Here is a 25,717-nt window from a genome sequence, read left to right as displayed (position 1 = left end):
CTCAATTTAAAAGTTTGAACTGCTTCAAGCAATTTGCTGACTATAATAGTCAATTTTTTTACATCTTCCGATGTGAGCCTCTACAAAATAGATTCTCAAATGAATTAACTGGTTTTACCTATATTTATCTGTTTAATTTTCAAAGACCAAATTGTTTTTTGTCGCTTATCAACGACTGCTTTTTCATTCTAGCAATTTGTTTGTCATTTGTCAACAACTTTTTTTGAACTTTTTTTTAAGTCCTTGTCGCTGACGACTTACTTATAATAACACTTATTAACATAATTTGAAACATTATTTTTACTTAATAGATTAAAATTAAATTCATTTTCCACTTTATTTCTTATTAAATCTCTATTTTCCTTCTATAGATATACCCGGTTAAGTTTACTTTTATTAAATATACTTTATCCCAAATAAGCTAGTTCATATATAATCTAAACTGTATATTATTTCTTGTAGTTTATCTCATTTTAATTTTTCCATATCATGTTTTTCATTTAAGGCAAGTCCATTAATGATTATATATTTGTTTTTCATAAATACTCCTTTTTTCACTCCACATTACTATTGCCTCAGTTATAAATTCTATCAAATATATATTTGTTTAAATACATTTCAAATAAACTTATAATCTTTAATTAATTCATTTGCTTTTAATTAACATTATATATGCAATATATGCATAAAAAATATTACATGTTTATATAGCACAGAAATATTCTAATATATTTATTAAAAAATCGTGTAATTCACTTTTTTGAACTACACGATTTTTAACTTCTAATTTAGTTTATTGCTTACTATTTTCAGAATAAAACTTTAGTGCTTCCCCAATAAATTTAGATGACCCACTTCCATATTTTTTATCAATTACTTCTTTAAAAATAGAATCTGACAAATACATCTCTGCTTTATAACCCAAATAATTTTCTCCAACATCTATTTTTAAAGCCTCATTCTGTCTTTGAGTCTCATTTACAATTTCTTCAACAATTTGTTGAATTTCTTTTGAAGAAGGGTCTTTACTTAAATCAGATGTAAGCTTTTCATATAATCCTTCTAATTTAGGTCGCTTATCTCCCAAACATCTATTTAGAGCTTCTCCAATAAACTTAGATGCACCGTCACCATATTTCTTATCAACCTCTTTTATCCATATAGGATTACTGAATAGTCGTACCATATAGTACCAATAAACATCGCCATTCTCTATTTTGAAAATTTCATAATCTTTTTTAGCTGTATTTGTTATTTCTTCAGCAATTTGTTGAATCTCTTTTGAAGAAGGATCTTTACTTAAGTCAGACACAAGTTTTTTATATAGTTCTTTTAATTTAGGATGATTTCCTTCCAAACAATCTTTTTTAAACTCATCATATTGCTCTGATAAATTTATCATACCACTATTAAGATTTTTCTTTAAAGCTTTAGCATATTTCTCAATACTTCCATATTGCTTTATGGCCATTTTAGCAATTTCATCTTCATTAGCTTTAAACTTTTCAATATGTTCATTATATTTATCTATACTACCATACATTTTAATTATCTTATCTGCATGTTCTTGTTTAAACTCTTCTAATACATTATAATATTCACTCATATCAAATTCCTTGAAATTCATTGTACTTTCTCCTTTTAATGTTTTTTCTATAAGGTCAATTAACCCATTCAATCTTTTTCTTTTTAAAACAAGCAACTTTTTCTGATTTTTTAATGCTTGCATTTTATCAAAGTATGGACTTAACATTATTTCTTTAATTTCCTTTAAGGGTATATCAAGTTCTTTAAAAAATAAAATCTGTTGCAAATCTTTAAGGGCTTCATCATCATAAAATCTGTAGCCTACTTCTGTAACCTTACTTGGTTTTAGCAATCCAATTTCATCATAATAATGTAGTGTGCGCACACTTATTCCTGTCAAATCTGAAACTTGTTTTACTGTTCTCATTATTACACCTCAAAGTTTAAATTTAGAGCTTTCAATATTATGTAACATTCTGCTAGCCGAAATTCTTATAATATTTCCAATCTCTATTTTTATAGTACACTATCACGTGACGTTAGAGTCAAAACTTTTTTCTAAGAAATATAAAATGAATTTTCAACTCTAAAATTCTAGGACTTTTTAAAATACTATATATTTGTTGATATTGATAAGGAATATATTTTTATCAAATCAATAAACTATGATTATTGACAATAATATCTTTTATAAATATTATAATAGTTAAAATCTAATAAAATACAAAGGTGATAAAATGGTTCATAAAATTGAAAAAGAACTAAATTTTTTACTTAGTTCAACAGATAAAATGATGTCTAATAACTTTACACGAAAACTAAAAGCAAAAGGTATTAATATTACTTTTGAGCAATATACTCTTTTAACAATACTATGGGATAACAAAGACTTATGCCAATATAATTTAGCTAAACTAACTAATAGAGATGAAGCAAGTACATCTAGACTTATAAATACTCTTATAAAAAATGGGTTTATAATTCGTCAAAGTTGTATAACCGACAAAAGAATACGAAGGATAAAACTCACAGAAAAAGGTGAAGCCATTAAAAATACCGTTTTAGATATATCTAATCAATGCTTAAATGAAACAATCACTGGTATGTCACAAGAAGAATTTGCAGCTGGAATAAAATTTTTAGAAAACATACGAAAAAACCTAGATAACAATAGTTCTAAGAAATAAGCCCTTAATAAAATCTAACTAAATAATATTAAATGATATATTTTTTAATATATTATAAAAGCCTTAGTCATGTTAAGACTAAGGCTTTTACTATTTTATATTATACTTTTAGCATATCAGAAAGTTTTTCTGCACTGACTTTGATTTCTTCATCAGTTAATTTATGTGTACTATATAAAACATATGGTGGCAAATATTTCATTCCAGTAAAAATAGCCATATTTTGTAGTGGTTTTGTTAACTCACTTATTGAAAAGTTTTGATATCCTCCAGCTTGATATCCTTCTTTAGAACCTCCAGCTGAAATTGCTAACATAAATTCTTTTCCTTTTAATTTATTCCCATTAGGTCCATGAGAAAAACCAAAAGCAAAAACTTCATCTTGCCATTGTTTTAAAAATGAAGGTATACTGTACCAATAAAATGGAAATTGAAATACTATTCTATCATGCTCTTCTATTAACTTTTGCTCTGAACTAACATCTATTTTACCATCTTTATAAAGCTTATAAATTTCATGTACAGTTATATCATCCTCTTTTCCTAATGCTTGTCCCCACATTTTATTAACCTTTGACTTATCAATATTAGGATGTGCTAAAATTACTAATGTTTTCATAATAATCTCTCCTTATCTTTTGTTAAATTACTTGCATAAACAAGTTTTAATTTATTATAAATCACTTTACTTGTTTATGCAAGTAAATATATATTAGTAATTTATTCCTATTAACATTTTTAATATTTATCTCATGACTATAGTGAAACAATCTCAACAAAAATTTATAAATAAAAAACCTCCTCCTCGCAGATTTGGTTTTCTCCTATTTATTAAATATATAACTTCTTACTCCTTTTAAAAGGTTAAAATACAAATTGCAAATAAAATTATTGTTGATATTGCCAAAAAACTCAAAGAAACTCCTGCCTTCTTTTTTCTTGATTCCATTATTAATCTATCTGCGTTACTCATGAAAGATGGATATTTTCTTCTACCAATCAAATATAGTAATAATCCACCGCTTCCATTTCCACTCAATGAAAAAATCCCCCAAAACTTTGGATGTTTTAATCCTCTGCTTATAGCATCAAGTTCTGTCATTTTAAAAACCTGATAGGCAAGGGTTGATGCTCCTAATATTTCAATAAACATTAATACAATTAAATACCAACTCATATAAATCCCCCTAAAACTTCTTAATTATCTGATAGAATAATGCCGTTGTACTCAATATACAGATTGACGCACTACCTATAATCATATAATTATTTTTTGCTATCACACTATTTAAAAACATAAATAAAATTAACAATACTCCATTTAATCCAATAGCCATGAGCAGCTTTTTGTTACTACTCACAACATCTGTGCTTTCCTCTAAATGTTTCATCATGTTCGAATCTCCTTTCAATAATTCGTCCAGACTGATACTATAGAGGTCACTTAACTTAATTACACTTATAATATCTGGATAAGATTTTTCATTCTCCCAGTTTGATATTGTTTGTCTAGAAACCTGTATTTCTTCTGCAACTTTTTCTTGAGTTAACCCAGAATCTATTCGCGCTTTTTTTAATTTACTTCCAACCTCCATAAAACTGCTCCTTTCACTAACATCTTGTCATGATTAAATGTATTGGTCTATCAAAATTCTTTTACATGGCGTTTTTTTCTATGTCAAAATAATTTTACATGGCCATTTTACAAGCTTTTTCCTAATTGCAACTGAAAAAATGTCCTAATATATACCCTTACTACTTATCTTAAATAAACATCACATTATTTATCACTATAATATCATTTATGAATAGTATGTTTAAATTATTAAAATGCATATTAAATTAGTTATACAAATCTATTATTTGTTTTTAATCTTGATTAGTTCCATTTTTGGTATTAATATTATAAGTAGTAACAAAAGGAGGCCTATTATGAATGATATAAATAAAATAATGTTAAACCCTATTCGTATGCGAATTATTCAAACAATGGCTACTAGTAAAAGTAGTACTGCTTCTGAACTTTGTGAAAAAATTAAAGATGTACCACGTACAACAATGTATCGTCATATAAATACTTTAATTGATAATAATATTTTATCTATTGTATCAGAAAAAAAAATTAGAGGAAGTATAGAAAGAACTCTTACTTTAAATATTAGAGAAATTGCAAAACATAATACTATAGAAAATGCTGACGAAAATGCTTTTGGATTTCTAATGAACACTTACTCAAAGTTTCATAATTATTTCAACAATAAGAACAGTAACCCTGGAAAAGATAAAGTATTTTTAAATAACACAATATTAATGATGAGTGATATTGAATTCGATAAATTTTTAGAAGAATTACGTGAGCTTATTTTAAAATACAACTTTGACTCATCTAAAGTAAGAAAAGCAAGAGATATTTCAATTATCTCCTCTCCTAACTGTGAAAATTAAAATATGTAAGCTATTGTAAGCGGATTTAAAATGAAAAGAGGAAAATTACTATGAAGATATTATATATAATAATTGTACTAATTGCAGTATTTATGCTAATTGATTCAATTCTACATTCTATCTATTTTAAAAGTAAGCTAAATCAAATAAAACCTTATGGACAACTTATTGGTGTGGATGACGGAAAAGTGCATATCTACTCAATGGGAAATGGTAAAAAAACAATTGTATTGCTTCCAGGTATGGGTATCCCCCTTCCCTCTGCTGATTTCGGTCCACTTATGCGTAAATTAAGCAAAAACTATACAGTTGTTTGTGTTGAATATTTTGGTGTAGGTTTTAGTAGTGAAACCTCAAAACCTCGTACTAGTAAAAATTATGTTGAAGAAACAAGGACTGCACTTAGTAAAGCAGGGTTTAAAGCTCCATATATTTTAATGCCTCATTCTATATCAAGTGTTTATAGTGAATACTATGCATCAAAATATCCTGAAGAAATTGAGGCTATTATATCTCTTGATGGAACATCTACTGCATATTATGATAAAATGCCATCTTTTTTAAGATATATACTTCCAATTGCAAAAGTTCAGCAAGTTATAGGTATTACTTCAATAATTGCACATCTAACTGCAAATAAAAAATCACTTTTTAAGATTGGATATACAAAAAAAGAACTAAATGACATTGCTCTATTTGCAGGTTTTTCAATAAATAATACTCTTTTAGAACAAATATTAAATTCTGGTGAATTTATAAATGAAACTATGAATTTACCATTTCCTAAATCTGTATCCTATTTTAAAGTAATCTCTAAACAAACTTATGAAAAACCTAACAAACAATTGAAAATTACCCCTCAAGAATATCAAATTCAACATCTAAAACGAGTTGGTGAACATGCAAAATATGAAATACTTGAGGGCAGTCATTTTATTTATCTAAATAATATTGATAAAATTGCAGAGATTACTGATAATTTTCTACTTTAAAAATAAGTAATACAAAAGCCGTATTAAATAAATACAGTTTTCGTATTACTTTTTTTGTGAATTAATTAATGAATTATATTTAATTTGCTTATATAAGGTTTCAAGCTGACTTTTAAAATTATTGAATAAATTTAAAAGTCAGCTTGTCTCCCTATAATTTATAACGATTTTTTATATTTTTTATAATGATCTAAACTTAAATTAATATTAATAATACCTGAAATTATTAATAATATTCCATAATACTTTTTACTAATTAAATCTAATATCCCTAAAGTCAAAAATAAAACCCCTAAAAATCCTTCTATTTTCCACAAGCTTTTGCTATTTATTGCTTCACTTTTGCACTTACCATACTTTTTTATTTGTTTAATTTTATCATTATATGCTAAATAAGGCATAAAGTTAAAAACAAATACAATAATATCAATTATTAATAATCCAATGATAATTAAAAATACAGATTTTATATGAATTAAAGAAATAACTGATAAACATATTAGTGCTATAGCTATTACTAAGGAATAAAGCATCCCTTTTTTTGATGAATTCCTTATTCTTATATATTTATCTATTTCTGTTTTACTATCACTATAAATAGGTTTAGTCTTAGCTTGTGCTGAAAAAATGTGCATTTGGTTCCCTATAGAAATAACGGATTTCCATCCTGCTTCTTTAAATATTGTAAAATATTCTTCATTTGCCTCATTCTGATAATCTAAGCTATATATTATGTCTTGAGGCTTATCTTTTTTTAATTTATAGAAAAAACCTCCTACAATATCTTCTAATATCCAACCTTCCATTGCATATTTTTTTAGTTTTTCCATATCGCTTTCTTCACTAAATGCCAATCCATTAATCATTACATATTTATTTTTCATGAATACCCCCATTTTAATCCAAAAAATTTTCAGCAAATTTAACCATCTGCTTTTTACGCTCAATCTCTTTTATTAGCATCTCTCGCCCTTTACTTGTTATTTTATACACTTTTTTATTTTCACCTGTGTCAGAACTCAACTCCACTAAACCTGCTGCTAAAAGTTTTTTCAGTGTTGTATAAAGTGATGCAGGACCAATAGTAACCTCGTTATTAGTAAGATTCTCAATAGTTTTCATAATTAGATATCCGTGCTTTTCCTCAATAACACTAGATAAAATATAAAAAGCAGAATCTGTTAGCTCTCCAACATCAATAGAATCTCTTCTTGGCATGAAATTCTCCTTCCCACTATATATCATTAAATGATATATCATTAAATATAATATATCAATAAATGATATACATGTCAAACATTTCCTTGACACCCGTACTATTTATATATTCTTTTTAAAATATAAAAAAAGAGCTATCACTCCTGTGATGATATGCTCCCCTTTTTATATTTTATTCATAAATTGCATCTTCTTCAGCTACTATTTCTGTTTGTTTAATCTCTACATTATACTCTATACTACAATATTTAATTAAATCCATAAAAAATTTATCCAAAAGACCTTCATGGATAATTATGTTAAGATATTTTCTTAATTTTCTTAATGTAATGATTTCCTCAAAACAATTTAAGTATCTTTGTAATGTTTCACCTGTATACATTAATTCTGCTTGTATTTTGATTGTATTCATAACCTCTTTAGCTTTATCTTCTGTTTTTACAACAAATGTTATAGGAAATTTATTTAATTTTTCTATATCTAAAAAGTACTTTTTAAAATCTAATACTTCTGTAACTTGAAACACTCTTCCTATTGGTTTCATTATAAAATCGATTCCACCATCATTAGCATTAGTTCTTCCTGTCTTATGTAATGATAATCTATATTGTTTTATATTATTCTCTTCAAATCCAAAATAGACTGTTTGAGTATAGTAATAATACTTACATATTAAAAATGATATTATCTCAAATATTCTTGCGTCTGCATTTTCATCTAAGTTACTTTCTATAAATTCAATAGCTTCCTTTTGATTATACATATAACTTTTACTAAAGCTAATACATTTTTCAAAGAAATCATCAAATTTTTCTTTCTTTAATTCCACATATCTATCTACTATCTCAATAATTATTTTTGAAATATCAATAACTTGTCCATCTATTTCTATTAATAATAATTTTTCATTTATAAAGTATCTAGATTTACTCTGATTGATAACGATTGGTACTTCTGAGGTAGCTGTATTAAAATACTTTAAAAATTCATGATTACATCTATTATTCAAGGCATGGTTTTGTAATTTTTCTCCAAATGGTAGCTCTCTTTGTCTATTAAAGGCATTGGAAAATTTCATACCATCATACTCTTTGCTATATTTACCTGAATTATAATATCCATTATTTAGATAATCCTCTACTAACACATATATTGCATACAAATTAGCAAATGATGGTCTTGACTTAGATGATTTTCCTACTGAATTAGTTTTTTTATCTAAGTATTGAATTAAATATGAATTATTATATACATCTTCATATCTCTTAGGAAAATGTATTTTTAATATCTCTGTTATAAATTTATTTTTTTTCAAAAAAAACCCTCCCTTTTACACTACTATTATAGCATAAAGGGATAGAGCTATATATATCCTATTCTGTTGTGACTTCAACCTTTAAGTGGTCTTTCTTTGATTTATTGCTTGTTTTTCTTTTTAAATCCTTCTGTAAAATTTGTCCTTTATACTCATTAGAAATTCCAGTACGTCTTATTCCTATTTTAAAATACTCATGATTTAAGTCTATTCCTATACATTTTCTATTAAATTTAACTGCTGTTCCACATGTTGAAAAAGAACCACTAAATGGATCAAGAACAATATCTTCTTCATTACTTGATGCTAATATTATTCTCTTTATCAATTCTTCTGGCTTCTGGGTTGGATGATTTTCATATTCATCCATTTTATATCTTACTCTACTAAAATCCCACACATTACCTGGAACTTTTTGAGTATTATATGGTTGAGGTGGTGTTTTTCTATAATCTATTAACTTTCTTTTAGCACCAGTTTTAGCTTCTACTAAAATATCTTCATAATTAAACGTATACTTACTTTTTTCACTCTTATTTACCATAATAATTGGCTCATATAGAGAGCCATACATTTTTTTTGATTGTACACCAGAACTATCATATGCCCAAACTATTCTAGACAAAACATTATACTTTTCTGATACATATATATCTAAATATGGCATATGTTGTGTTGCTGTCATAAAATACATAGTTCCATCATCCTTTAGTATCCTAAAACACTCATCTATCCACTCTTTACACCACTCTATATATTGATGAATGTTCTCCCATTTATCTTTATTATTTCCAAAATCTTTTCCAATATTATATGGAGGGTCTGCAAATATAAGATTTATACTTTTATCATTTATTTTTTTTAGCACTTGTAAACTATCTCCACATATAACCAAACTATTTTCATTGCCTATATGTTCAACTGAATCTAAATCAATTATGTCACTATAAAACATACTAAAATCACCTCTATCATATTTCTACTTATGTTACCCATTATATATTAATCTATTAATAATTTTTTTTCAATTAAAGACGCTAAATTATTAACAACCATTACAAATCCAATTTTAGTAAAAATTTCACTTACCTGTAATGCACTCCAACATTCATTATCATAAATTTGATTTTTCACCTGATATCGAGGTAAAAACATTTCCGTAAAGCTAAGCCTTTTTATTCCATTAGAATATTTTTCTTTTAATTTATGACTACACTATGTAATAATAAAAAATTTAAATAAGTTATTCATTGAAAATTGATTTAGAAATTTTCATAAATTTTTATTTGATTTTTTTGACCTAATCCAAGGACGGATTAGCCGGTGCATCAGACAAGGACGTCGCTTCTCCGGGTAGTCATAAAAATCGGATAAAAATATATTTAGAGTTTCTTTGAAATTTTCACAGACTATCGTTTTAAATTTTTTCATTATTACTTTTTTAAAACTATAATTGGGGAAGTTTTAAGCTTAACTTTAAGTTTATGGAGATTAAAACTGAACTTTCAACTTATTCACTTATCTAACATATTTATCATTCTTTTTAACAATAAAATTCTTACATAGTTTTAAATTTGAATTTATCTCACTCTTTTTAGATATATACTTTTAGAGTTTATTTAATATATTTTTTCTCACCACTAATCATATATTAAACAAATTACATATAAAAAAAGAGTATACTCAAATTTAGAATTCTCTTTAATTCCCTTTCTTAATCCATATAATAAAAGAGTTAACTAGTTTCACAATCCAATCTTTTAAATTAGGATATTCTTGTTTAATTAATTTTTTTACTTCATATATAGAAGCATCTAATGATAATGTATTCGTTCCTTCTACCTTGTTTCCTATAGCTATATTAGCTTTTGCATAATCTCCTACTGCTATATCTGATCCTATCGCTGCTGCACCTGCTGCATATTTTCCTATAGCCACTGCCCCAAATGAAAATATTCCTATAGATATTGCTCCAATTGAAAAGGTACCTATAGCAATAGTCCCTACTGCTAATAACAAACCTATTGCTAAAACTGCCAAACTAACTAATGCTATGGATATAAAACCAAAACTTAAAATCCCAAATGATACAAATCCTACAGATATTATTCCATATGATATATTTCCTAAAGCAATTATCCCCTTTGCCTTTTTTAAACCTTTTCCTAAGTTAATATGCACAAGTGGCAATCCAAAAACTCTTCTCTTACTCTTATATTCATATTCCAATGAACTACTACCTAAATTAATAACCAACTGTTTTTTATTAATATTCACTTCTTCTTTATCTTCAAATGTGTTATTTTGTAAAATATCAAATCTATCATTATCTTTAACTAAGCTATCAATGGTTACATTATATAGTTCAGATAGTATTATCAATTTATTTAAATCCGGTATTGATTGTCCTGACTCCCACTTTGAAATCGCTTGTCTTGATATTCCTAATTTTTCTGCTAATTCTTCTTGAGATAACCCACTCTTTTTTCTTAATAATTGTAATTTTTTATTTAAATCCACTTTCTCACCCCCATGAAAAATTATACAAAATATACATATATCATTCTACCAACTAGTGATTTCCTTTTGTCAACTATCAGTTGCATCCCTCTGTTAATCAAACTTATCTATATTTTTAATTTTTACTTATCATAGAGTTCCAAGTTTACTTTTTAAATTATCCATTTCAAAACTCGGATACTCAAAATAGTGAGACATACTCCAAATCACTTAAAACTTAAAACTACATCTTGTATAAAAATATTTTAAATTTATACATCAAATTCTTGTTATCAGTTAATAAAAAATATAAATAAAACCTAAAGCAATCAAAGCTGGTACTAAAAAAGTACGTTTAATATTATTAGGAATATAGTGAGTAATAATCACCACAACTATTAACTAAAATAATCTGTTAGTTATTGATAAAATATTAATTTGAGTTTTCTCATTTTATAAATGAATAAATTTAAATTTGAGCTTGTTTCCCTATATCCTTAATTAAAATGGCAATCCAAAAAAGCAAAACCTAATAGTATCAACCAATCCATGAGCAATCATTGATGATGTTATATCAACTTTTTTCTGTAAAATCGCAAAAGGTAAGGCGAATACTAAAACATATATTATTATCGATATAATTCCAGAAGTAATACCACCATAAATAAAACTGTCAGGAGTATGTACTATAACATGTGGCATAATCATCATAAACCAACACGTAAATCTTTGAAATTTGGTCTCAATTTTTCCCTCCAACAAATTTATAGAAAAAGCATAAAACAATGCCCTCATTACAATTTCTTCATAAATTGCAGGACTTAATGCTACAACAAAGCAAGATGAATTAATATTTAAATGTGGCTCATTATTTGTTTTCATAAATAAGTAATTTACTATTCCTAAAACAACTCCCACACTTATTGCAAATAAAATGCTCCTTAAAATACTTCTTTTGCTTTTTGTATTTAAAAATAAAAGTTTTTCATTTTTATACTTTTCAAATGTACTAAATATAGCTAAAGCCGATAGTAACGTAACACTGAATCCCTTTATTATCAAAAAGATAGCTTTATTAGAATATGATAATTCTGCTAATATACTTAAATATGATAATGCAACTAAAATGCTTAAAATTAAAGAGATGTTTATATAATTTCTCTGTGGCAATTTATTTTTTATAAGTAAAATAATAGCTAAAATCATACCCCATAATTCCAAAATAAAGAACATTCTTTCCGTTTCTGATATATTCATTGTTACCTTGAAATTCAAAATAAATATAATCATAAACATAATAAACATTCCCCAAATTACTTTTGTAGAGTTTTTTTTCACTGTCCTTCCCCCTTAAGTATAAACCTTCTATTTTCTAATTCTTATTATTCTCATATTTTCATCATACTTAATCCCTAGTTCTTTAGACATTACTTCATTTAACTCAATAAGCTTATTGTGATATTCTCTATATTCCCTACTTAATATCTTTATATTAGGTATAAAGATATCATAGTATCCACTACTATTAAAAAACTCATCAAGTTGCTTTTTAAACTTATAAAACGGATTCATTACTCTTAATAATGATTTATTATTTTGGCTATCTATATTATATACCACTTGTTTCTTATATTCCTCTAATTCTTCACCTTTAGAATTTAACATATTATTTATTTCATTTATTGTTTTATCACGTATTTTTTTTGTCATTTCACCTGTTATATTTTCATATCCAACTTCAACAATCCTAGGTATCTCTAATTCTGGAACATTATCTAAAAAGTTAACAATTTCAATCCATGCTTTATACTTTTCTGCTGTATCCAAAGGCTCATTTAAATATGGCGCAAAATGATATGCTAAATACTTTCCTATTCCACTTGGAAAAACTCTAGCTAATTCTCTCTTAATAAAATCTCCATTATTTTTTTCAATTTCTATAATTTCATCATTTAATTCCTTTATAGTTTTTTCATTTAAATCACTATTGATGATTTTTTCCAAATGTATTTTTTGCATTTTTATCTGAATTTCTTTTTTCTGCTTCTCCTGAATAATATTATTAAGTATGTTCTTTTTATCTTTACTGTTTAATATCATTTTAATATCTTTAATTGCTATATCTAATTTTCTATATAAAGAAATCTCATTTAATAATGCTATATCGTCTACTAAATACTCCCTATATCCACTACTACTCTTTTTAGGTTCTATTAATCCTTGTTGCTCATAATAAGAAATAGCTTTCTTAGTTAATCCAGTTAAATTGCATACTTCGCTTATTAACATATCCTCACTCCTCTTTTGTATATTAATCTATCCCCTTAGGGATTAGTCAATATAAACATAATTATTTTTATAAAATTTATATATTTTTTATGGTATGATTCTCTTAACTATTATAAATGAGGCTTTGAACGTTTTATCCTCTTGGGATCTTGGTGGTTTATTTCACTATAGCTAGGTGATGGTATTGGATATGTTTGATACTTGGATAAAGTATATATCAGTTATTTATGTCTTTAGATTAATTCTAAAACATAATATTTTTATACATCACTTAAAAATTAGGCTTAAAATCCTTGGTCTTGATATAGAAGTTAAAAGGAAAGAAAAAAGTGCCCCCTCCAACAAAGATTAGCACTTTTTCTTAATTAATATTTAATTAATTTTATCCAATAGCCCTAAAACAAAATAAATATTCTAAGGATTGCTTAGTGCTACCAACACTAAGCTTTTCTTATTCATATAATATCAAATTTTATAAAAATGAACCTATATGATTTTTTCTATTTTAAAATTTTAATCTCAATAATATAAATTCAGATTTGTCAGCTTCATATTATATTTATATAATTTCCAATCTCTATTCCGACCAATCCATCTGACAATCTGGTATACCTTGACTATGACATTTTTCAATAACATTATTTTTTTCTTCAATATTTCCAATCGTATATTTTAAAACAAGCCCTCTAAAAACAATATATTTTATATTGTTCTTTTTGAAATCAACAAACCAGTTACCACCTTTGTTCTCATCATTAATCAAAACCTTAGAAAACTTTTCAGGTAAATCTATTACATTTGATGAAAAAGTAATTGCAGTCCAGTAGCGTGGAAAATATTTCGTTTTCCACAATTCAATTTTATTTACATTAAGACAGTCCAGGATTTCTTCATTATCGATGCTTTCTTTAATTAGAAGTCCTTCATATATTCCTTCATTTTCATTCGTAAGCGACTTGCCACATGATTTCTTTTCTTTTACTCCATCGACTGATAACTCATCTTTCAATAACACATCAATTGTTACTCCAAATATATGGCTTAATTCTAATAATTTTTCTGTCTCTGGTAGTGAAATATCCATTTCCCATTTGGAAATAGACTGCCTAGTAACTAAACATTTTTCAGCTAACGTTTCCTGTGACAGTCCGTTCTTGTTCCTTAAATATTGAATTTTTTCAGATAATTTCATTACTATTACCCCTTTCTAATTAGATAACAATAGGATATCAATAATCTTCCTATATTTCTACCAACTTGAAAGTTCTGTTTAGCAACCACAACGTGCATTTCTTGATTCTTTTCCCTCTGGGCATCATGACTTTATTATATTTTTTTGTGGAAAATACCATTTGTCTATCGCTTAAAAATTATTTTCTCTTTCATTATAACGTATTTTGTTAATTCATCATTGCTTATAATACGGTATTTCATCTAACAAAACTAGCCTTAAGCAAGTCATATAAATGCCTAATGCTAAAAAACGCAATTATTTATGGTACGGTTCAATATTCATTATTCTAAATATGATTTTTTATTTAAATATAGAATTTAAAATATGTAGATAAAGTCAAAGTAACATTTTTTTATACTTTATAATAGAAACTTCAAGCTAAAATCCTCCCAATTAATCCCCCTATCTCTAATATACATAATTATGATATAGTGACTAAAATATACTATAGGAATTCCATAGTAGGATAGCTAGGTCTTTTTTCAAGTTTTATCCTCCTATAAGAAAGAGATTCTTATTTAAAATTCATAAGTTTATTTATGAATTAATCCACTATAGCTTAGAATGTAGTATTTAATATGATTGAATTTAATGCGAAATATATTTTTTACTCTATTAATTAATTTTTAAATAATTAAATATTTTTTATGAAATGTTGTAACGAAATGCAATTTTTATAGTCTTATATATGAAAGGCGGTGAAAATGTGACCGAATTTGAGGAAGTATACTCTGCATATTTTAAAGATGTATATAAATATGTATTAAGTCTTTCTAAGAACGAAAGCATTGCAGAGGATATAACACAAGAAACATTTTTTAAGGCTTTAAAAAATATTGATAGCTTCAAAGGAAATTGTAAAATGAGAGTTTGGCTCTGCCAAATTGCTAAAAACTCATATTTTTCATATCTAAAGAAAATACAAAATAACTTTGTAAGAGTTGAAGATATAGTGGATGTTTCTGATGTTGATTTTGAACAAACATTATTTGACGATGAAAGTGCATTTGAAATTCATAAATTACTCCATAACTTAGAAGAACCATTTAAAGAAGTATTTACATTGCGTTTTTTTGGAGATTTATCGTTTGGTAAAATAGCTGAACTATTTGGTAAAACAGAAAGTTGGGCAAGAGTTACTTATCATCGTGCAAGAATAAAGATAAAGGAGAAGTTAATATGAAAGTATCATGTGAAGTTATTAGAGATTTACTACCATTGTATTATGATAAAGTTTGTAGTAATGAAAGTTCATCGTTAATAGAAGAGCACTTAGCTGAATGTACTCAATGCTTAGATGAATTGAAAAAACTTGAAATAAATTTAGAAAAGCCAAATATTCCAGAAGGGAAGGTAAAAGTAATGAAAAGTATTTCAACAAAGTGGAAAATGGATAAAAGAATTGCATTTACAAAAGGTTCAATGATAGCTTCGGCATTAGCAGCTATACTTTGTTTTATTATGTATAATGTTATAGGTGTAAAAATTTTATCAGATGGAACATTGGTTGAGCCATTCGCACTAATACCAATTGGATATGTATTCATATTAATGTTTATCATTTCATTAATATGCAACTTTATATTCTTAAAGAAACGTAAAATTATCTCTAAGTAAAATCTTCATAATTTAAAATTTAGTTGATTTATAATATTCTTATAGAATTTCAACAAGGACTTACTGTTACAGTAAGTCCTTTAATATTTTCTAAATAGAAACCTCTGTTATTTATGATACACTTCAACATTCATTATCTTAAATTTGATTTTTAATACACTATGTAATAATAAAAAATTTAAATAAGTTATTCATTGAAAATTGATTTAGAAACTCTCATAGATTTTTATTTGATTTTTTTGACCTAATCCAAGGACGGATTAGCCGGTGCATCAGACAAGGACGTCGCTTCTCCGGGTAGTCATAAAAATCGGATAAAAATATATATGGTAAATAGAATTTTAAGTTAGTTATGATTTTTAGTTGTAACTTAGAACCTCTTATAATGTTTTTTAAAATTTTTAGAGTTTCTCGAAACAACTAACTGAATAAAGGCTTAAAGTTATATTTACCATTCTTTTTAATAATAAAATTCTCATATACTTTTAAATTTTAGAGTTTATTAAATTATTTAATATGTTTTTTCTTATCACTAATCATATATTAAATAAATTACATATAAAAAAAGCTACCACTCCTCTAACCTTTAGTTAGTTTTGTAGTAACTCCTTAGACATATAAAAAAGAAATAATATACTAACTATTTAAAGCATATTTAGTATATTATTTCTTTGATTATACATTATTTAAAATCTATAGATTCATAACAATTTCTTTATACTTTAATCCTCTTACTGCAAAGTTAGGGAACATATCAAAGCTTGCACATGCTGGTGATAATGTTACTATATCTCCATTTTTAGCTAACTTTTTAGAAAGCTCAACTGCTTCTTCTAAAGTACTTACTTCATGTATAGAAACTTCTATTCCTTTTTCCTCTTTTAATCTATTAAATTCATGTTTGATTTTATCCTTAGTTGCACCTAATAATATAAGTTCTTTTATATATGGATATCCATCAAATGCTAGTATATCAAAAGCTAGGTTTTTATCATATCCACCAGCTATTAATATTACAGGTTTTTCGAAAGCCTTTAAGCTAGCAAGTGTTCTTGTTGGACTTGAAGCTATAGAATCATTATAATATTCTACACCATCTAATTTTCTTACTAATTCACTTCTATGCTCTACTCCACCAAAATTTATAGCTACATTTTTCATAGCTTCTATACCCACTTCATCACAAGTAGCTGAAAATGCTGCTAAAAGGTTTTCTACATTATGCATTCCTTTTAACTTAATTTCATCTTTTCTACAAACAAGCTGGCCTTTTACATATAACTTTCCATCTTCAAAATAAGCACCTTCACTTATCTTTTCTTTTCTACTAAATGTGTAAACTTTGCCTTTAGCTTCATCAATCATACCTTTAGTTATATCGTTATCTAAATTTAAAACTAGTAAATTTTCTTTATTTTGATACTTAAATATATTTTTCTTACTATCCACATATTCATCCATACCTTTATGCATGTCTAAATGATTTGGAGAAAGATTTGTAACAACAGCTATATCTGTTGATGTGTCCATTGTCATTAATTGAAAGCTAGATAACTCTAAAACAACTCTATCTGTTTCCTTCATTTTTTCTATATTGGCAAATAATGGAGTTCCTATATTTCCCCCAACCCAAGCATTGTATCCACTTTCTTTTAATATATTATAAACTAATGTTGTAGTTGTTGTTTTTCCATCACTACCTGTTATGCCATATACTTTTGCTGGGCAATACTTAACGAATTCTTCCATTTCTGAAGTTATATAAGTTCCTTCTTCTTTTGCTCTTACTAACTCCTTGCAATCTATTCTCATAGAAGGAGTTTTAAATATCACTTCAAATCCTGTAAGTTTTTCTAGATAACCTTCACCTAGTTCAAACTTAACACCAATTTTCCCGTATTTTTCAACAACCTCTTTAAGGTCTTCTTTATTTTTTTTGTCAAAAGCAGTTACCTTAGCACCTAATGATACTAAATATTCTATAAGTGGTATATTACTTACACCTATTCCTACTACTGCTACATTCTTATTTTGTATATATTTTTTGAATTCTTCAAAATCTCTCTTCATATTATCTTAATCCTCCAAGATTATATAGTTAAAAATATTACTAATTTATTTATAAACTCTATACTTTAAATTATATTATATTTCTTTTAATAATTAAAATATATAAATAAAACTTTATATATTCATTTTTAACATATCTTAGTTTTCTTAAACTTCAATATGCATTATACCATTTTTATTCTTTATTGAAAAATAATTATATAATTAACCTTATTTACATGTCGAAATTGCGCGAATTTATTTAATATATAAACTTATTTTCAGCTTATTGAATTCAACCACTCTAAATGATATACTTTGTTTGTGCCGTAAGGAATATGTTAAGATGATTCCCCAAAATTTTAACATAACACATAACATATCCCCATGATTAAACCCTATTTTTTACCGGATTTTAATCCGGTTATTTTTTTGTATATTTTACATAAGGCATTTTTCAAATAACAGTTTAATTATTCAAATTATACTTTTTATATATTATTCAAAGTAAAATGCTTTATTTTTACCGTGATATAAAATATATAAAAATAGTAATCTGCTATTTTCAAAAATACCTAATTAAAATCCCAACAAGTTTTTGTTGGGATTTTTGTTTTATTTATTAAAACTCTATTTTTTCTTCTATATATTTAACTAAATCATCTATTGATAATCTTATTTGTTCCATTGTATCCCTATCTCTAATTGTAACAGTATTATCTTCCATTGTATCAAAGTCAACAGTTATACAAAGTGGAGTTCCAATCTCATCTTGTCTTCTATATCTTTTTCCTATACTTCCTGCTTCATCATATTCAATATTGAATTTTTTAGCAAGCATAGAGTATACTTCTAATGACTTTTCACTTAATTTCTTGCTTAATGGTAATACTGCAGCTTTAAATGGTGCTAATGCAGGGTGTAAGTGTAATACATTTCTTACATCTCCGCCTTCTAATTCTTCTTCTTCATATGCATTTATTAAAAACGCTAAAGCTACTCTATCTGCACCTAATGATGGCTCTATTACATATGGTACATATTTTTCATTAGTTGTAGGATCTAAATACTTCATATCCTCACCTGAATGTTCCATATGTCTTTTTAAATCGTAATCTGTTCTATCAGCTATTCCCCATAGTTCGCCCCATCCAAACGGGAACAAGAATTCTATATCACATGTTGCATTACTATAGAAAGATAATTCTTCTTTGCTATGATCTCTAAATCTTAAACTTTCTTCTCTCATTCCTAAATCAAATAAGAATTTTTTACAGTACTCTTTCCAGTATTCAAACCATTCTAAATCAGTTCCTGGTTTACAGAAGAATTCAAGTTCCATTTGTTCAAATTCTCTAGTTCTAAAAGTAAAGTTTCCTGGAGTTATTTCATTTCTAAAAGATTTACCAACTTGAGCTACTCCAAATGGTACTTTTTTTCTTGATGCTCTTTGAGCATTTTTAAAGTTTACAAATATACCTTGAGCTGTTTCAGGTCTTAAGTATATTTCTGATTTATTGTCTTCTGTTATACCTTGGAATGTTTTAAACATTAAGTTGAATTTTCTTATATCAGTGAAATTTCTTTTTCCACATTTAGGACATACTATTTCATTTTCCTCAATGTAATTTTTATATTCTTCGTTAGTCCATCCATCTGCTACTGCAAATTCAGCTCCTTGCGCAGCCATGTGATCTTCAACTAATTTATCTGCTCTAAATCTAGCTTTACATTCTTTACAATCCATTAATGGGTCTGAAAAGCCACCTACATGTCCTGTAGCAACCCAAACTTGTGGATTCATAAGTATTGAACAATCTAATCCTACGTTATATGGACTTTCTTGAACAAACTTTTTCCACCATGCTTTTTTTACATTGTTTTTAAATTCTACACCTATAGGACCATAATCCCAAGAATTTGCTAGTCCTCCGTAAATCTCTGACCCAGCAAATATAAAACCTCTATTTTTACATAAGCTAATAATCTTATCCATAGTTATTTCTGTCATAATACTTCCTCCTTTTTTGTTTTTAAAAATAAAAAAACCATTACTAGTTAAGGGACGAAATTTAATTCCGCGGTTCCACCCTTATTAGCAATAGCTCAACTCTTCCAACTATACTCAAAAGCTCCCTTCACAATAAATTCATAATGGTTTGCACCAAACACCATCTCTCTTTTAATTCTTTATTGTTACTCTTCTTTCTCATCATACATTCTATTAAATTATATATACCTATTTTATCAAAATAACTTTCATTGTCAAGACAATACCTTTTAGTTTTTATATTAATATCATAATATGGACTAAAACAGTCTTTGGTTCTATATTATTAAAATAATACTTATAAATATATGTATATCCTTTTTTATATTTTTTATTCAAAAAAAAGTAATACAGTTGTATTACTTGAAAATTCAAATGGCTCCGCGAAAAGGATTCGAACCTTCAACCTATCGGTTAACAGCCGAGTGCTCCACCGTTGAGCTATCGCGGAATATTTAATTAATTTACACTTTTATTATACATAAAACTTTATTTTTTTTCAAGTGGTTTTTTCATTTTTTATTTAAAAAAATAAAAGAATAAAGCCACAAAATTTTAAGCTTTATTCTTTATATTTAAATGAAATTTTTCCTATTGTAATGGTTTCATTGTAGGGAATAATATTACGTCTCTTATAGATGTTGAATCAGTTAAGAACATTACTATTCTATCTATACCAATTCCTAATCCACCTGTTGGAGGCATACCTATTTCTAATGCATTCATGAATTCTTCATCTATAACATAAGCCTCATCATCACCAAGTTCTCTTTCATTTGCTTGTTGTGCAAATCTATCTCTTTGAACTATTGGATCATTAAGCTCTGAGTATGCATTACATACTTCTCTACCATAAACAAAACCTTCAAATCTTTCTGTAAACTCTTCGTTACCACGTTTTTTCTTAGTTAGTGGTGATATTTCAACAGGATAGTCATAAAGGAATGTTGGTTGTATTAAATGTTCTTCTCCATATTCTTCAAATAACATATTTAATACTTCGCCCTTTGTTACTTTATCTATTGCTTTAGGGAATTCTAAATGTTTCTCTTTAGCAATTTTTTGAGCTTCTTCATCTGTTTTTATTTCATTAAAATCTATACCTGCATATTCTTTTACAGCATCAACCATTGTTATTCTTCTCCAAGGTGGTGTGAAGTCTATTTCTGTTCCTTGGTAAGTAACTTTAGTTGTTCCATGTACTTTTTCACATGCATATGCAACAAGTTGCTCCGTCATTTCCATCATATCATTATAATCAGCATAAGCTTCATATAACTCTATCATTGTGAACTCTGGGTTATGTCTTACACTCATACCTTCATTTCTGAAGTTTTTACCCATATCATAAACCTTTTCAAATCCACCAACTATACATCTTTTTAAATATAATTCTGTAGCTATTCTTAAGTACATATCTATATCTAATGTGTTATGATGAGTTACAAAAGGTCTAGCAGCGGCTCCCCCTGCAATTGGTGATAGTATTGGAGTTTCAACCTCTAAGTATCCTCTATTATCTAAGAATTCTCTTATAGCTTTTATTATGTTGATTCTCTTCATGAATGTATCTCTAACATCCTTATTCATAACAAGGTCTACTTCTCTTTGTCTATATTTTAAATCTGGATTTTTAAGTCCATGCCATTTTTCTGGTAATGGTTTTAAAGATTTTGATATTAATTTTATTTCTTTTGCACGTATTGAAGTTTCTCCTGTTCTAGTAACAAAAGCTGTACCTGTTATAGTTACAAAATCTCCAATATCAAAAGTTTTAGCATCTTTAAAAGACTCTTCTCCAACTGCATCTAATCTAACATAAATTTGTATTTTACCATCTCTATCATGAACATCACAGAATCCTGCTTTACCTTGGATTCTTTTTGACATAAGTCTTCCAGCTATAGTTACAAGATTATCTCCTAATTCTTCAAATTGTTCTTTAACTTCTTGTGAATTATGAGTTCTATTAACCTTATATACATCAAAAGGATCTTTACCCTGCTCTTGAAGTTCAGCTAATTTTTGTCTTCTTATTGTAACCTGCTCATTAAATTCTTCTTCTTTAGCTTGTATATCTTCTATTTCTAATTCTCTTGTGTTATTTTCTTCCATGTTAATAACCTCCTAAGATCTTCTGATTTCAATTATCTCATACTTGCTAATTCCATCTGGAATTATTGCTTCTACTACATCACCAACACCTTTACCTATAAGGGCACTTCCAACTGGTGATTCATTAGATATCTTATTTTCCATAGGATCTGCTTCTGCTGATCCTACAATTGCAAAATCAACTTCTTCATCAAACTGAAAGTCTTTAACTCTTACTATAGATCCTACACTAACTATATCATTGTCTAGTTCGCTTTCATCTACAACTGATGCATTTCTTAGCATATTCTCAAGTTGTATTATTCTTCCTTCTACAAAAGCCTGTTCATTTTTTGCTTCATCATATTCTGAGTTTTCACTTAAATCTCCGTATCCTAAAGCAACTTTTATCTTTTCAGTTATTTCTTTTCTCTTAACAGTTTTTAAGAATTCTAATTCTTCTTCTAATTTTTTTACACCTTCATATGTCATTACATACTTTTTAGTATCGCTCATTTTCTTCTCCCCTTTAACGATATATAATATAGTTAATCCTATTGATAAACATATTAAAATAATTTGTTTTAGGCACCTGAAACTAAATAATAAGTCAAAGATGGGAAGTATATTTTGAGTTAGACAAGGAAACAGGTTCCACAGATAGTAGCACTATCTAAGGGTTCTGTTGACGCAGTATAACACAAAATAGACGATCATTCTGACTTATTTATTTTTTTGAAGATGCCTTACACGGTTTAATACTTTAAGTTATTATAAATCAGTAATATAATTGTGTCAATAAAAGGATATTACTAATTAATATAGGGTTTTGGCATATTTTTTATATCCTATCCACAAAGACATTTTTATATTCAATTAATAGCTCTCTAAGTTCTTCATATTTAGTCATACAATTCACTTTATCTTTTATGTCTGTACAATACCTTAACCCTTTTATGTACCAAGCTATATGTTTTCGCATCTCTCTTATCGCCTTTATTTCTTCAAAATATTTTACAGCTAAATCTAGATGCCTTATGCACATTTCAACTTTTTCTAAATCTGTAGGTTTTAACACCTCATTTTTACTAAAAGCATTTTGTATTTCTCTAAATATCCAAGGATTTCCCATAGCTCCTCTAGCTACCATTATACCATCACAATTAGTTATTTCTTTCATTTTTAATGCATCTTCATAAGAAAACACATCTCCATTTCCTATAACCGGAATGCTAACTGCTTTTTTTACTTTTCCTATTATATCCCAATCTGCATTTCCGTTATACATTTGAGCTCTAGTTCTTCCATGAATAGCAATAGCGTCAACACCTGCATCTTCTACATACTTTGCAAATTCTACTGCATTTATATTATCCTCATCAAACCCTTTTCTAAACTTTACTGTTACTGGCTTATTACTTGCCTTTTTCATCTCTCTAATAATCTCAGATGCAAGCTTAGGATCTTTCATCAACGCAGAACCTTCTCCGTTTTTTACTATTTTAGGTACAGGACATCCCATATTCACATCAACTATAGAAATATCTTCTCTCTCATTAAATACTTCACAAGCATGAGCCATTATTTTAGGATCACTACCGAAAATCTGAATAGCAACTGGTCTTTCTTCCTCTGACGTCCTCATAAGAACATCTGTATTCCTACTGCCATAAAATAAACCTTTTGCACTAACCATTTCAGTATAAACTAACCCACACCCCATCTCTTTACATATACCTCTATATGCAACATCAGTAACTCCTGCCATCGGGGCTAAAAATACATTATTTTCAAATTCAAGGTTTGATATTTTCATTGCATCACCTATTCTTTATTCTTTTCATATATCATTCTTAACCCATCTAATGTTAAAAATGGTTCAACTTTATCTATTGTTTGAGAATCTTGTGCTATTAATGTAGCAAGTCCTCCAGTTGCTATTACAATTGGATCTTCCTCTCCTTTAGCCATCATCTCTTTTTTCATCTTATTAACTATATAATCTACCTGACCTACATAACCACATACAATTCCAGCTTGCATACTTGCTACTGTATTTTTACAAATTACTGTATCTGGTTTTACAAGCTCAACCCTTGGAAGTTTTGCTGCTCTTTCAAATAAAGCATCAGATGAAATTTTTATACCTGGACAAATAGTTCCACCTAAATAATCTCCATTTTTAGTTATAGCGCAAAATGTAGTAGCCGTTCCAAAGTCTATTATTATCATAGATTTTTTATAAGTTTCAAAGGCTGCCACCGCATTAACAATTCTATCTGCTCCAACTTCCTTAGGATTATCATATTTTATGTTTATTCCTGTTTTAACCCCTGGTCCTACAACTATAGGGTTTTGATTAAAATATTTTCTAATCATATGTTCTAATGAATACATTATGTTAGGTACAACAGAAGAAATTATTATTCCTTCAATATCCGAAGCTTTAATATTATTTTGCTCAAATAATTGCCTAACCTGTATTCCATACTCATCAGAACTTCTTTTATGATCGGTAGATAATCTCCAATCAACCATAAGTTTCTTATCTTTATATATGCCCAATACTATATTAGTGTTTCCAACATCCAATACAAAAACCATAAAATTCACCTCTATACAATTAAAAGCAGCCTTGCCAGCTGCTTTATAGAATCTACTAATAAAAACATTATAAAATAATAATTCAATTTTAACAAGTTAATATATTTTGTCAAGTAGCCTAAATTCTTTACCTCAGCTCTCTCTAATAGCTAAATGAATGTTTTTCTTAGTTTTTCTATTCCTAAGTTTTTATCCATTTAAAAACTTATTTAGTGTCTCTAAGTGAGTACTATGCTTATCTATTAATTCATTTAAAACACTTATAGATTGCGGATTAGTTGAACTATCTAAATATCTTTTATACTTTTTTACAAGGTTTTTTTCTTTATCTATAACGTCAATAATATCTTCTTTATTTTGAAATAGCATATAACCACTCCTTTTTAATATTATTCTCAATAATAAAAAGGAGTATACTTATTATATATAAGAATACAATCTCAAACTTAATTTCATACATCAATTTTTTGTTATCAGTTAAAAAATAAGTACAACTATAGCTAGTTAATAGTTAACAGGTAATAGTTAATAGCATTCCTGTATTGCCATTTTAATCATTTTGAAATAAAAAAAGACCTTTTGTATAATTAAAAGGTA

The 25,717-nt window shown here is 27.0% G+C and carries 24 protein-coding genes and 1 tRNA gene; 5 read left to right on the top strand and 20 right to left on the bottom strand.

Annotated features, from left to right (window positions below; all coding sequences use genetic code 11):
- Nucleotides 1–793: 793 nt before the first annotated feature.
- Nucleotides 794–1,954, bottom strand: coding sequence for a MerR family transcriptional regulator (locus AZI32_RS14435; protein ID WP_061996487.1), 1,161 nt, complete (start codon nucleotides 1,952–1,954; stop codon nucleotides 794–796).
- Between the two features lie 310 nt (nucleotides 1,955–2,264).
- On the opposite strand from AZI32_RS14435, the gene AZI32_RS14430 reads away from it, so the two are divergent.
- The gene (locus AZI32_RS14430; RefSeq protein ID WP_061996486.1) at nucleotides 2,265–2,714 is read left to right on the top strand and encodes a MarR family transcriptional regulator; all 450 of its coding nucleotides are present in this window, start codon (nucleotides 2,265–2,267) and stop codon (nucleotides 2,712–2,714) included.
- Between the two features lie 100 nt (nucleotides 2,715–2,814).
- On the opposite strand, the gene AZI32_RS14425 is transcribed toward AZI32_RS14430, so the two are convergent.
- The 3 genes from AZI32_RS14425 to AZI32_RS14415 all read right to left on the bottom strand — a co-directional run bounded on the left by AZI32_RS14425 (nucleotide 2,815) and on the right by AZI32_RS14415 (nucleotide 4,309).
- Nucleotides 2,815–3,333, bottom strand: coding sequence for an NAD(P)H-dependent oxidoreductase (locus AZI32_RS14425; protein ID WP_010297586.1), 519 nt, complete (start codon nucleotides 3,331–3,333; stop codon nucleotides 2,815–2,817).
- 237 nt (nucleotides 3,334–3,570) lie between these two features.
- A complete protein-coding gene (locus AZI32_RS14420; RefSeq protein WP_061996485.1) occupies nucleotides 3,571–3,891 on the bottom strand; it encodes a hypothetical protein in 321 nt (106 codons plus the stop codon).
- A 10-nt stretch (nucleotides 3,892–3,901) separates the two neighbouring features.
- Entirely contained in the window at nucleotides 3,902–4,309 is a 408-nt protein-coding gene (locus tag AZI32_RS14415) for a helix-turn-helix domain-containing protein (protein ID WP_010297593.1), read from the bottom strand.
- 337 nt (nucleotides 4,310–4,646) lie between these two features.
- On the opposite strand from AZI32_RS14415, the gene AZI32_RS14410 reads away from it, so the two are divergent.
- On the top strand, nucleotides 4,647–5,159 hold the full coding sequence (locus AZI32_RS14410; RefSeq protein ID WP_061996484.1) for a helix-turn-helix domain-containing protein: 513 nt from the start codon (nucleotides 4,647–4,649) through the stop codon (nucleotides 5,157–5,159).
- A gap of 50 nt (nucleotides 5,160–5,209) precedes the next feature.
- Complete coding sequence (locus AZI32_RS14405; RefSeq protein WP_061996483.1) at nucleotides 5,210–6,151, top strand: alpha/beta hydrolase; 942 nt, start codon at nucleotides 5,210–5,212, stop codon at nucleotides 6,149–6,151.
- Nucleotides 6,152–6,309: 158 nt separating this feature from the next.
- On the opposite strand, the gene AZI32_RS14400 is transcribed toward AZI32_RS14405, so the two are convergent.
- From AZI32_RS14400 to AZI32_RS14365, 8 genes are all read right to left on the bottom strand, one after another.
- Nucleotides 6,310–7,035 carry a DUF2812 domain-containing protein gene (locus AZI32_RS14400; protein WP_061996482.1) on the bottom strand — a complete coding sequence of 242 codons (726 nt, stop codon included), beginning with the start codon at nucleotides 7,033–7,035 and terminating at the stop codon, nucleotides 6,310–6,312.
- Nucleotides 7,036–7,048: 13 nt separating this feature from the next.
- Nucleotides 7,049–7,369, bottom strand: coding sequence for a PadR family transcriptional regulator (locus tag AZI32_RS14395; RefSeq protein WP_010297621.1), 321 nt, complete (start codon nucleotides 7,367–7,369; stop codon nucleotides 7,049–7,051).
- A 172-nt stretch (nucleotides 7,370–7,541) separates the two neighbouring features.
- Nucleotides 7,542–8,684 (bottom strand): hypothetical protein, encoded by a 1,143-nt coding sequence (locus AZI32_RS14390; protein ID WP_061996481.1) that lies wholly within the window; start codon nucleotides 8,682–8,684, stop codon nucleotides 7,542–7,544.
- A 58-nt stretch (nucleotides 8,685–8,742) separates the two neighbouring features.
- A complete protein-coding gene (gene yhdJ / locus AZI32_RS14385; protein ID WP_061996480.1) occupies nucleotides 8,743–9,639 on the bottom strand; it encodes an adenine-specific DNA-methyltransferase in 897 nt (298 codons plus the stop codon).
- A gap of 746 nt (nucleotides 9,640–10,385) precedes the next feature.
- The gene (locus AZI32_RS14380) at nucleotides 10,386–11,204 is read right to left on the bottom strand and encodes a helix-turn-helix transcriptional regulator (protein ID WP_061996479.1); all 819 of its coding nucleotides are present in this window, start codon (nucleotides 11,202–11,204) and stop codon (nucleotides 10,386–10,388) included.
- A gap of 480 nt (nucleotides 11,205–11,684) precedes the next feature.
- The gene (locus AZI32_RS14375) at nucleotides 11,685–12,521 is read right to left on the bottom strand and encodes a hypothetical protein (RefSeq protein WP_061996478.1); all 837 of its coding nucleotides are present in this window, start codon (nucleotides 12,519–12,521) and stop codon (nucleotides 11,685–11,687) included.
- A 27-nt stretch (nucleotides 12,522–12,548) separates the two neighbouring features.
- Nucleotides 12,549–13,472 carry a MerR family transcriptional regulator gene (locus AZI32_RS14370; RefSeq protein WP_061996477.1) on the bottom strand — a complete coding sequence of 308 codons (924 nt, stop codon included), beginning with the start codon at nucleotides 13,470–13,472 and terminating at the stop codon, nucleotides 12,549–12,551.
- 577 nt (nucleotides 13,473–14,049) lie between these two features.
- Nucleotides 14,050–14,664, bottom strand: a complete 615-nt coding sequence (locus AZI32_RS14365) for a helix-turn-helix transcriptional regulator (protein ID WP_061996476.1) — start codon at nucleotides 14,662–14,664, stop codon at nucleotides 14,050–14,052.
- Nucleotides 14,665–15,412: 748 nt separating this feature from the next.
- Here AZI32_RS14365 and AZI32_RS14360 point away from each other — a divergent pair.
- Nucleotides 15,413–15,889, top strand: coding sequence for an RNA polymerase sigma factor (locus AZI32_RS14360; protein WP_061996475.1), 477 nt, complete (start codon nucleotides 15,413–15,415; stop codon nucleotides 15,887–15,889).
- Nucleotides 15,886–16,323, top strand: a complete 438-nt coding sequence (locus tag AZI32_RS14355; protein WP_010297657.1) for a DUF3955 domain-containing protein — start codon at nucleotides 15,886–15,888, stop codon at nucleotides 16,321–16,323. Before AZI32_RS14360 ends, AZI32_RS14355 begins: the two co-directional genes overlap by 4 nt.
- 693 nt (nucleotides 16,324–17,016) lie before the next feature.
- Here AZI32_RS14355 and murD read toward each other — a convergent pair.
- From murD to AZI32_RS14315, 8 genes are all read right to left on the bottom strand, one after another.
- Complete coding sequence (murD, locus tag AZI32_RS14350) at nucleotides 17,017–18,393, bottom strand: UDP-N-acetylmuramoyl-L-alanine--D-glutamate ligase (RefSeq protein ID WP_061996474.1); 1,377 nt, start codon at nucleotides 18,391–18,393, stop codon at nucleotides 17,017–17,019.
- Nucleotides 18,394–18,994: 601 nt separating this feature from the next.
- Nucleotides 18,995–20,386 carry a glycine--tRNA ligase gene (locus AZI32_RS14345; protein WP_157450929.1) on the bottom strand — a complete coding sequence of 464 codons (1,392 nt, stop codon included), beginning with the start codon at nucleotides 20,384–20,386 and terminating at the stop codon, nucleotides 18,995–18,997.
- A gap of 412 nt (nucleotides 20,387–20,798) precedes the next feature.
- A tRNA-Asn gene (locus AZI32_RS14340) sits at nucleotides 20,799–20,873 on the bottom strand.
- Between the two features lie 140 nt (nucleotides 20,874–21,013).
- The gene (gene lysS / locus AZI32_RS14335; protein ID WP_061996472.1) at nucleotides 21,014–22,537 is read right to left on the bottom strand and encodes a lysine--tRNA ligase; all 1,524 of its coding nucleotides are present in this window, start codon (nucleotides 22,535–22,537) and stop codon (nucleotides 21,014–21,016) included.
- Nucleotides 22,538–22,549: 12 nt separating this feature from the next.
- On the bottom strand, nucleotides 22,550–23,032 hold the full coding sequence (gene greA, locus AZI32_RS14330; protein ID WP_061996471.1) for a transcription elongation factor GreA: 483 nt from the start codon (nucleotides 23,030–23,032) through the stop codon (nucleotides 22,550–22,552).
- Nucleotides 23,033–23,357: 325 nt separating this feature from the next.
- Nucleotides 23,358–24,332, bottom strand: coding sequence for a tRNA dihydrouridine synthase DusB (dusB, locus tag AZI32_RS14325; RefSeq protein ID WP_061996470.1), 975 nt, complete (start codon nucleotides 24,330–24,332; stop codon nucleotides 23,358–23,360).
- A gap of 8 nt (nucleotides 24,333–24,340) precedes the next feature.
- Nucleotides 24,341–25,120 carry a type III pantothenate kinase gene (locus tag AZI32_RS14320; RefSeq protein WP_061996469.1) on the bottom strand — a complete coding sequence of 260 codons (780 nt, stop codon included), beginning with the start codon at nucleotides 25,118–25,120 and terminating at the stop codon, nucleotides 24,341–24,343.
- A gap of 189 nt (nucleotides 25,121–25,309) precedes the next feature.
- Entirely contained in the window at nucleotides 25,310–25,489 is a 180-nt protein-coding gene (locus AZI32_RS14315; RefSeq protein WP_061996468.1) for a hypothetical protein, read from the bottom strand.
- Between the last annotated feature and the right edge of the window lie 228 nt (nucleotides 25,490–25,717).

It is taken from the genome of Clostridium sp. ATCC 25772, from assembly GCF_001573875.1.
GTDB lineage: Bacteria > Bacillota > Clostridia > Clostridiales > Clostridiaceae > Clostridium_J > Clostridium_J senegalense.
Note: the sequence above shows the minus strand (reverse complement) of the source record. Positions and strands in the feature narration are given on the sequence as shown.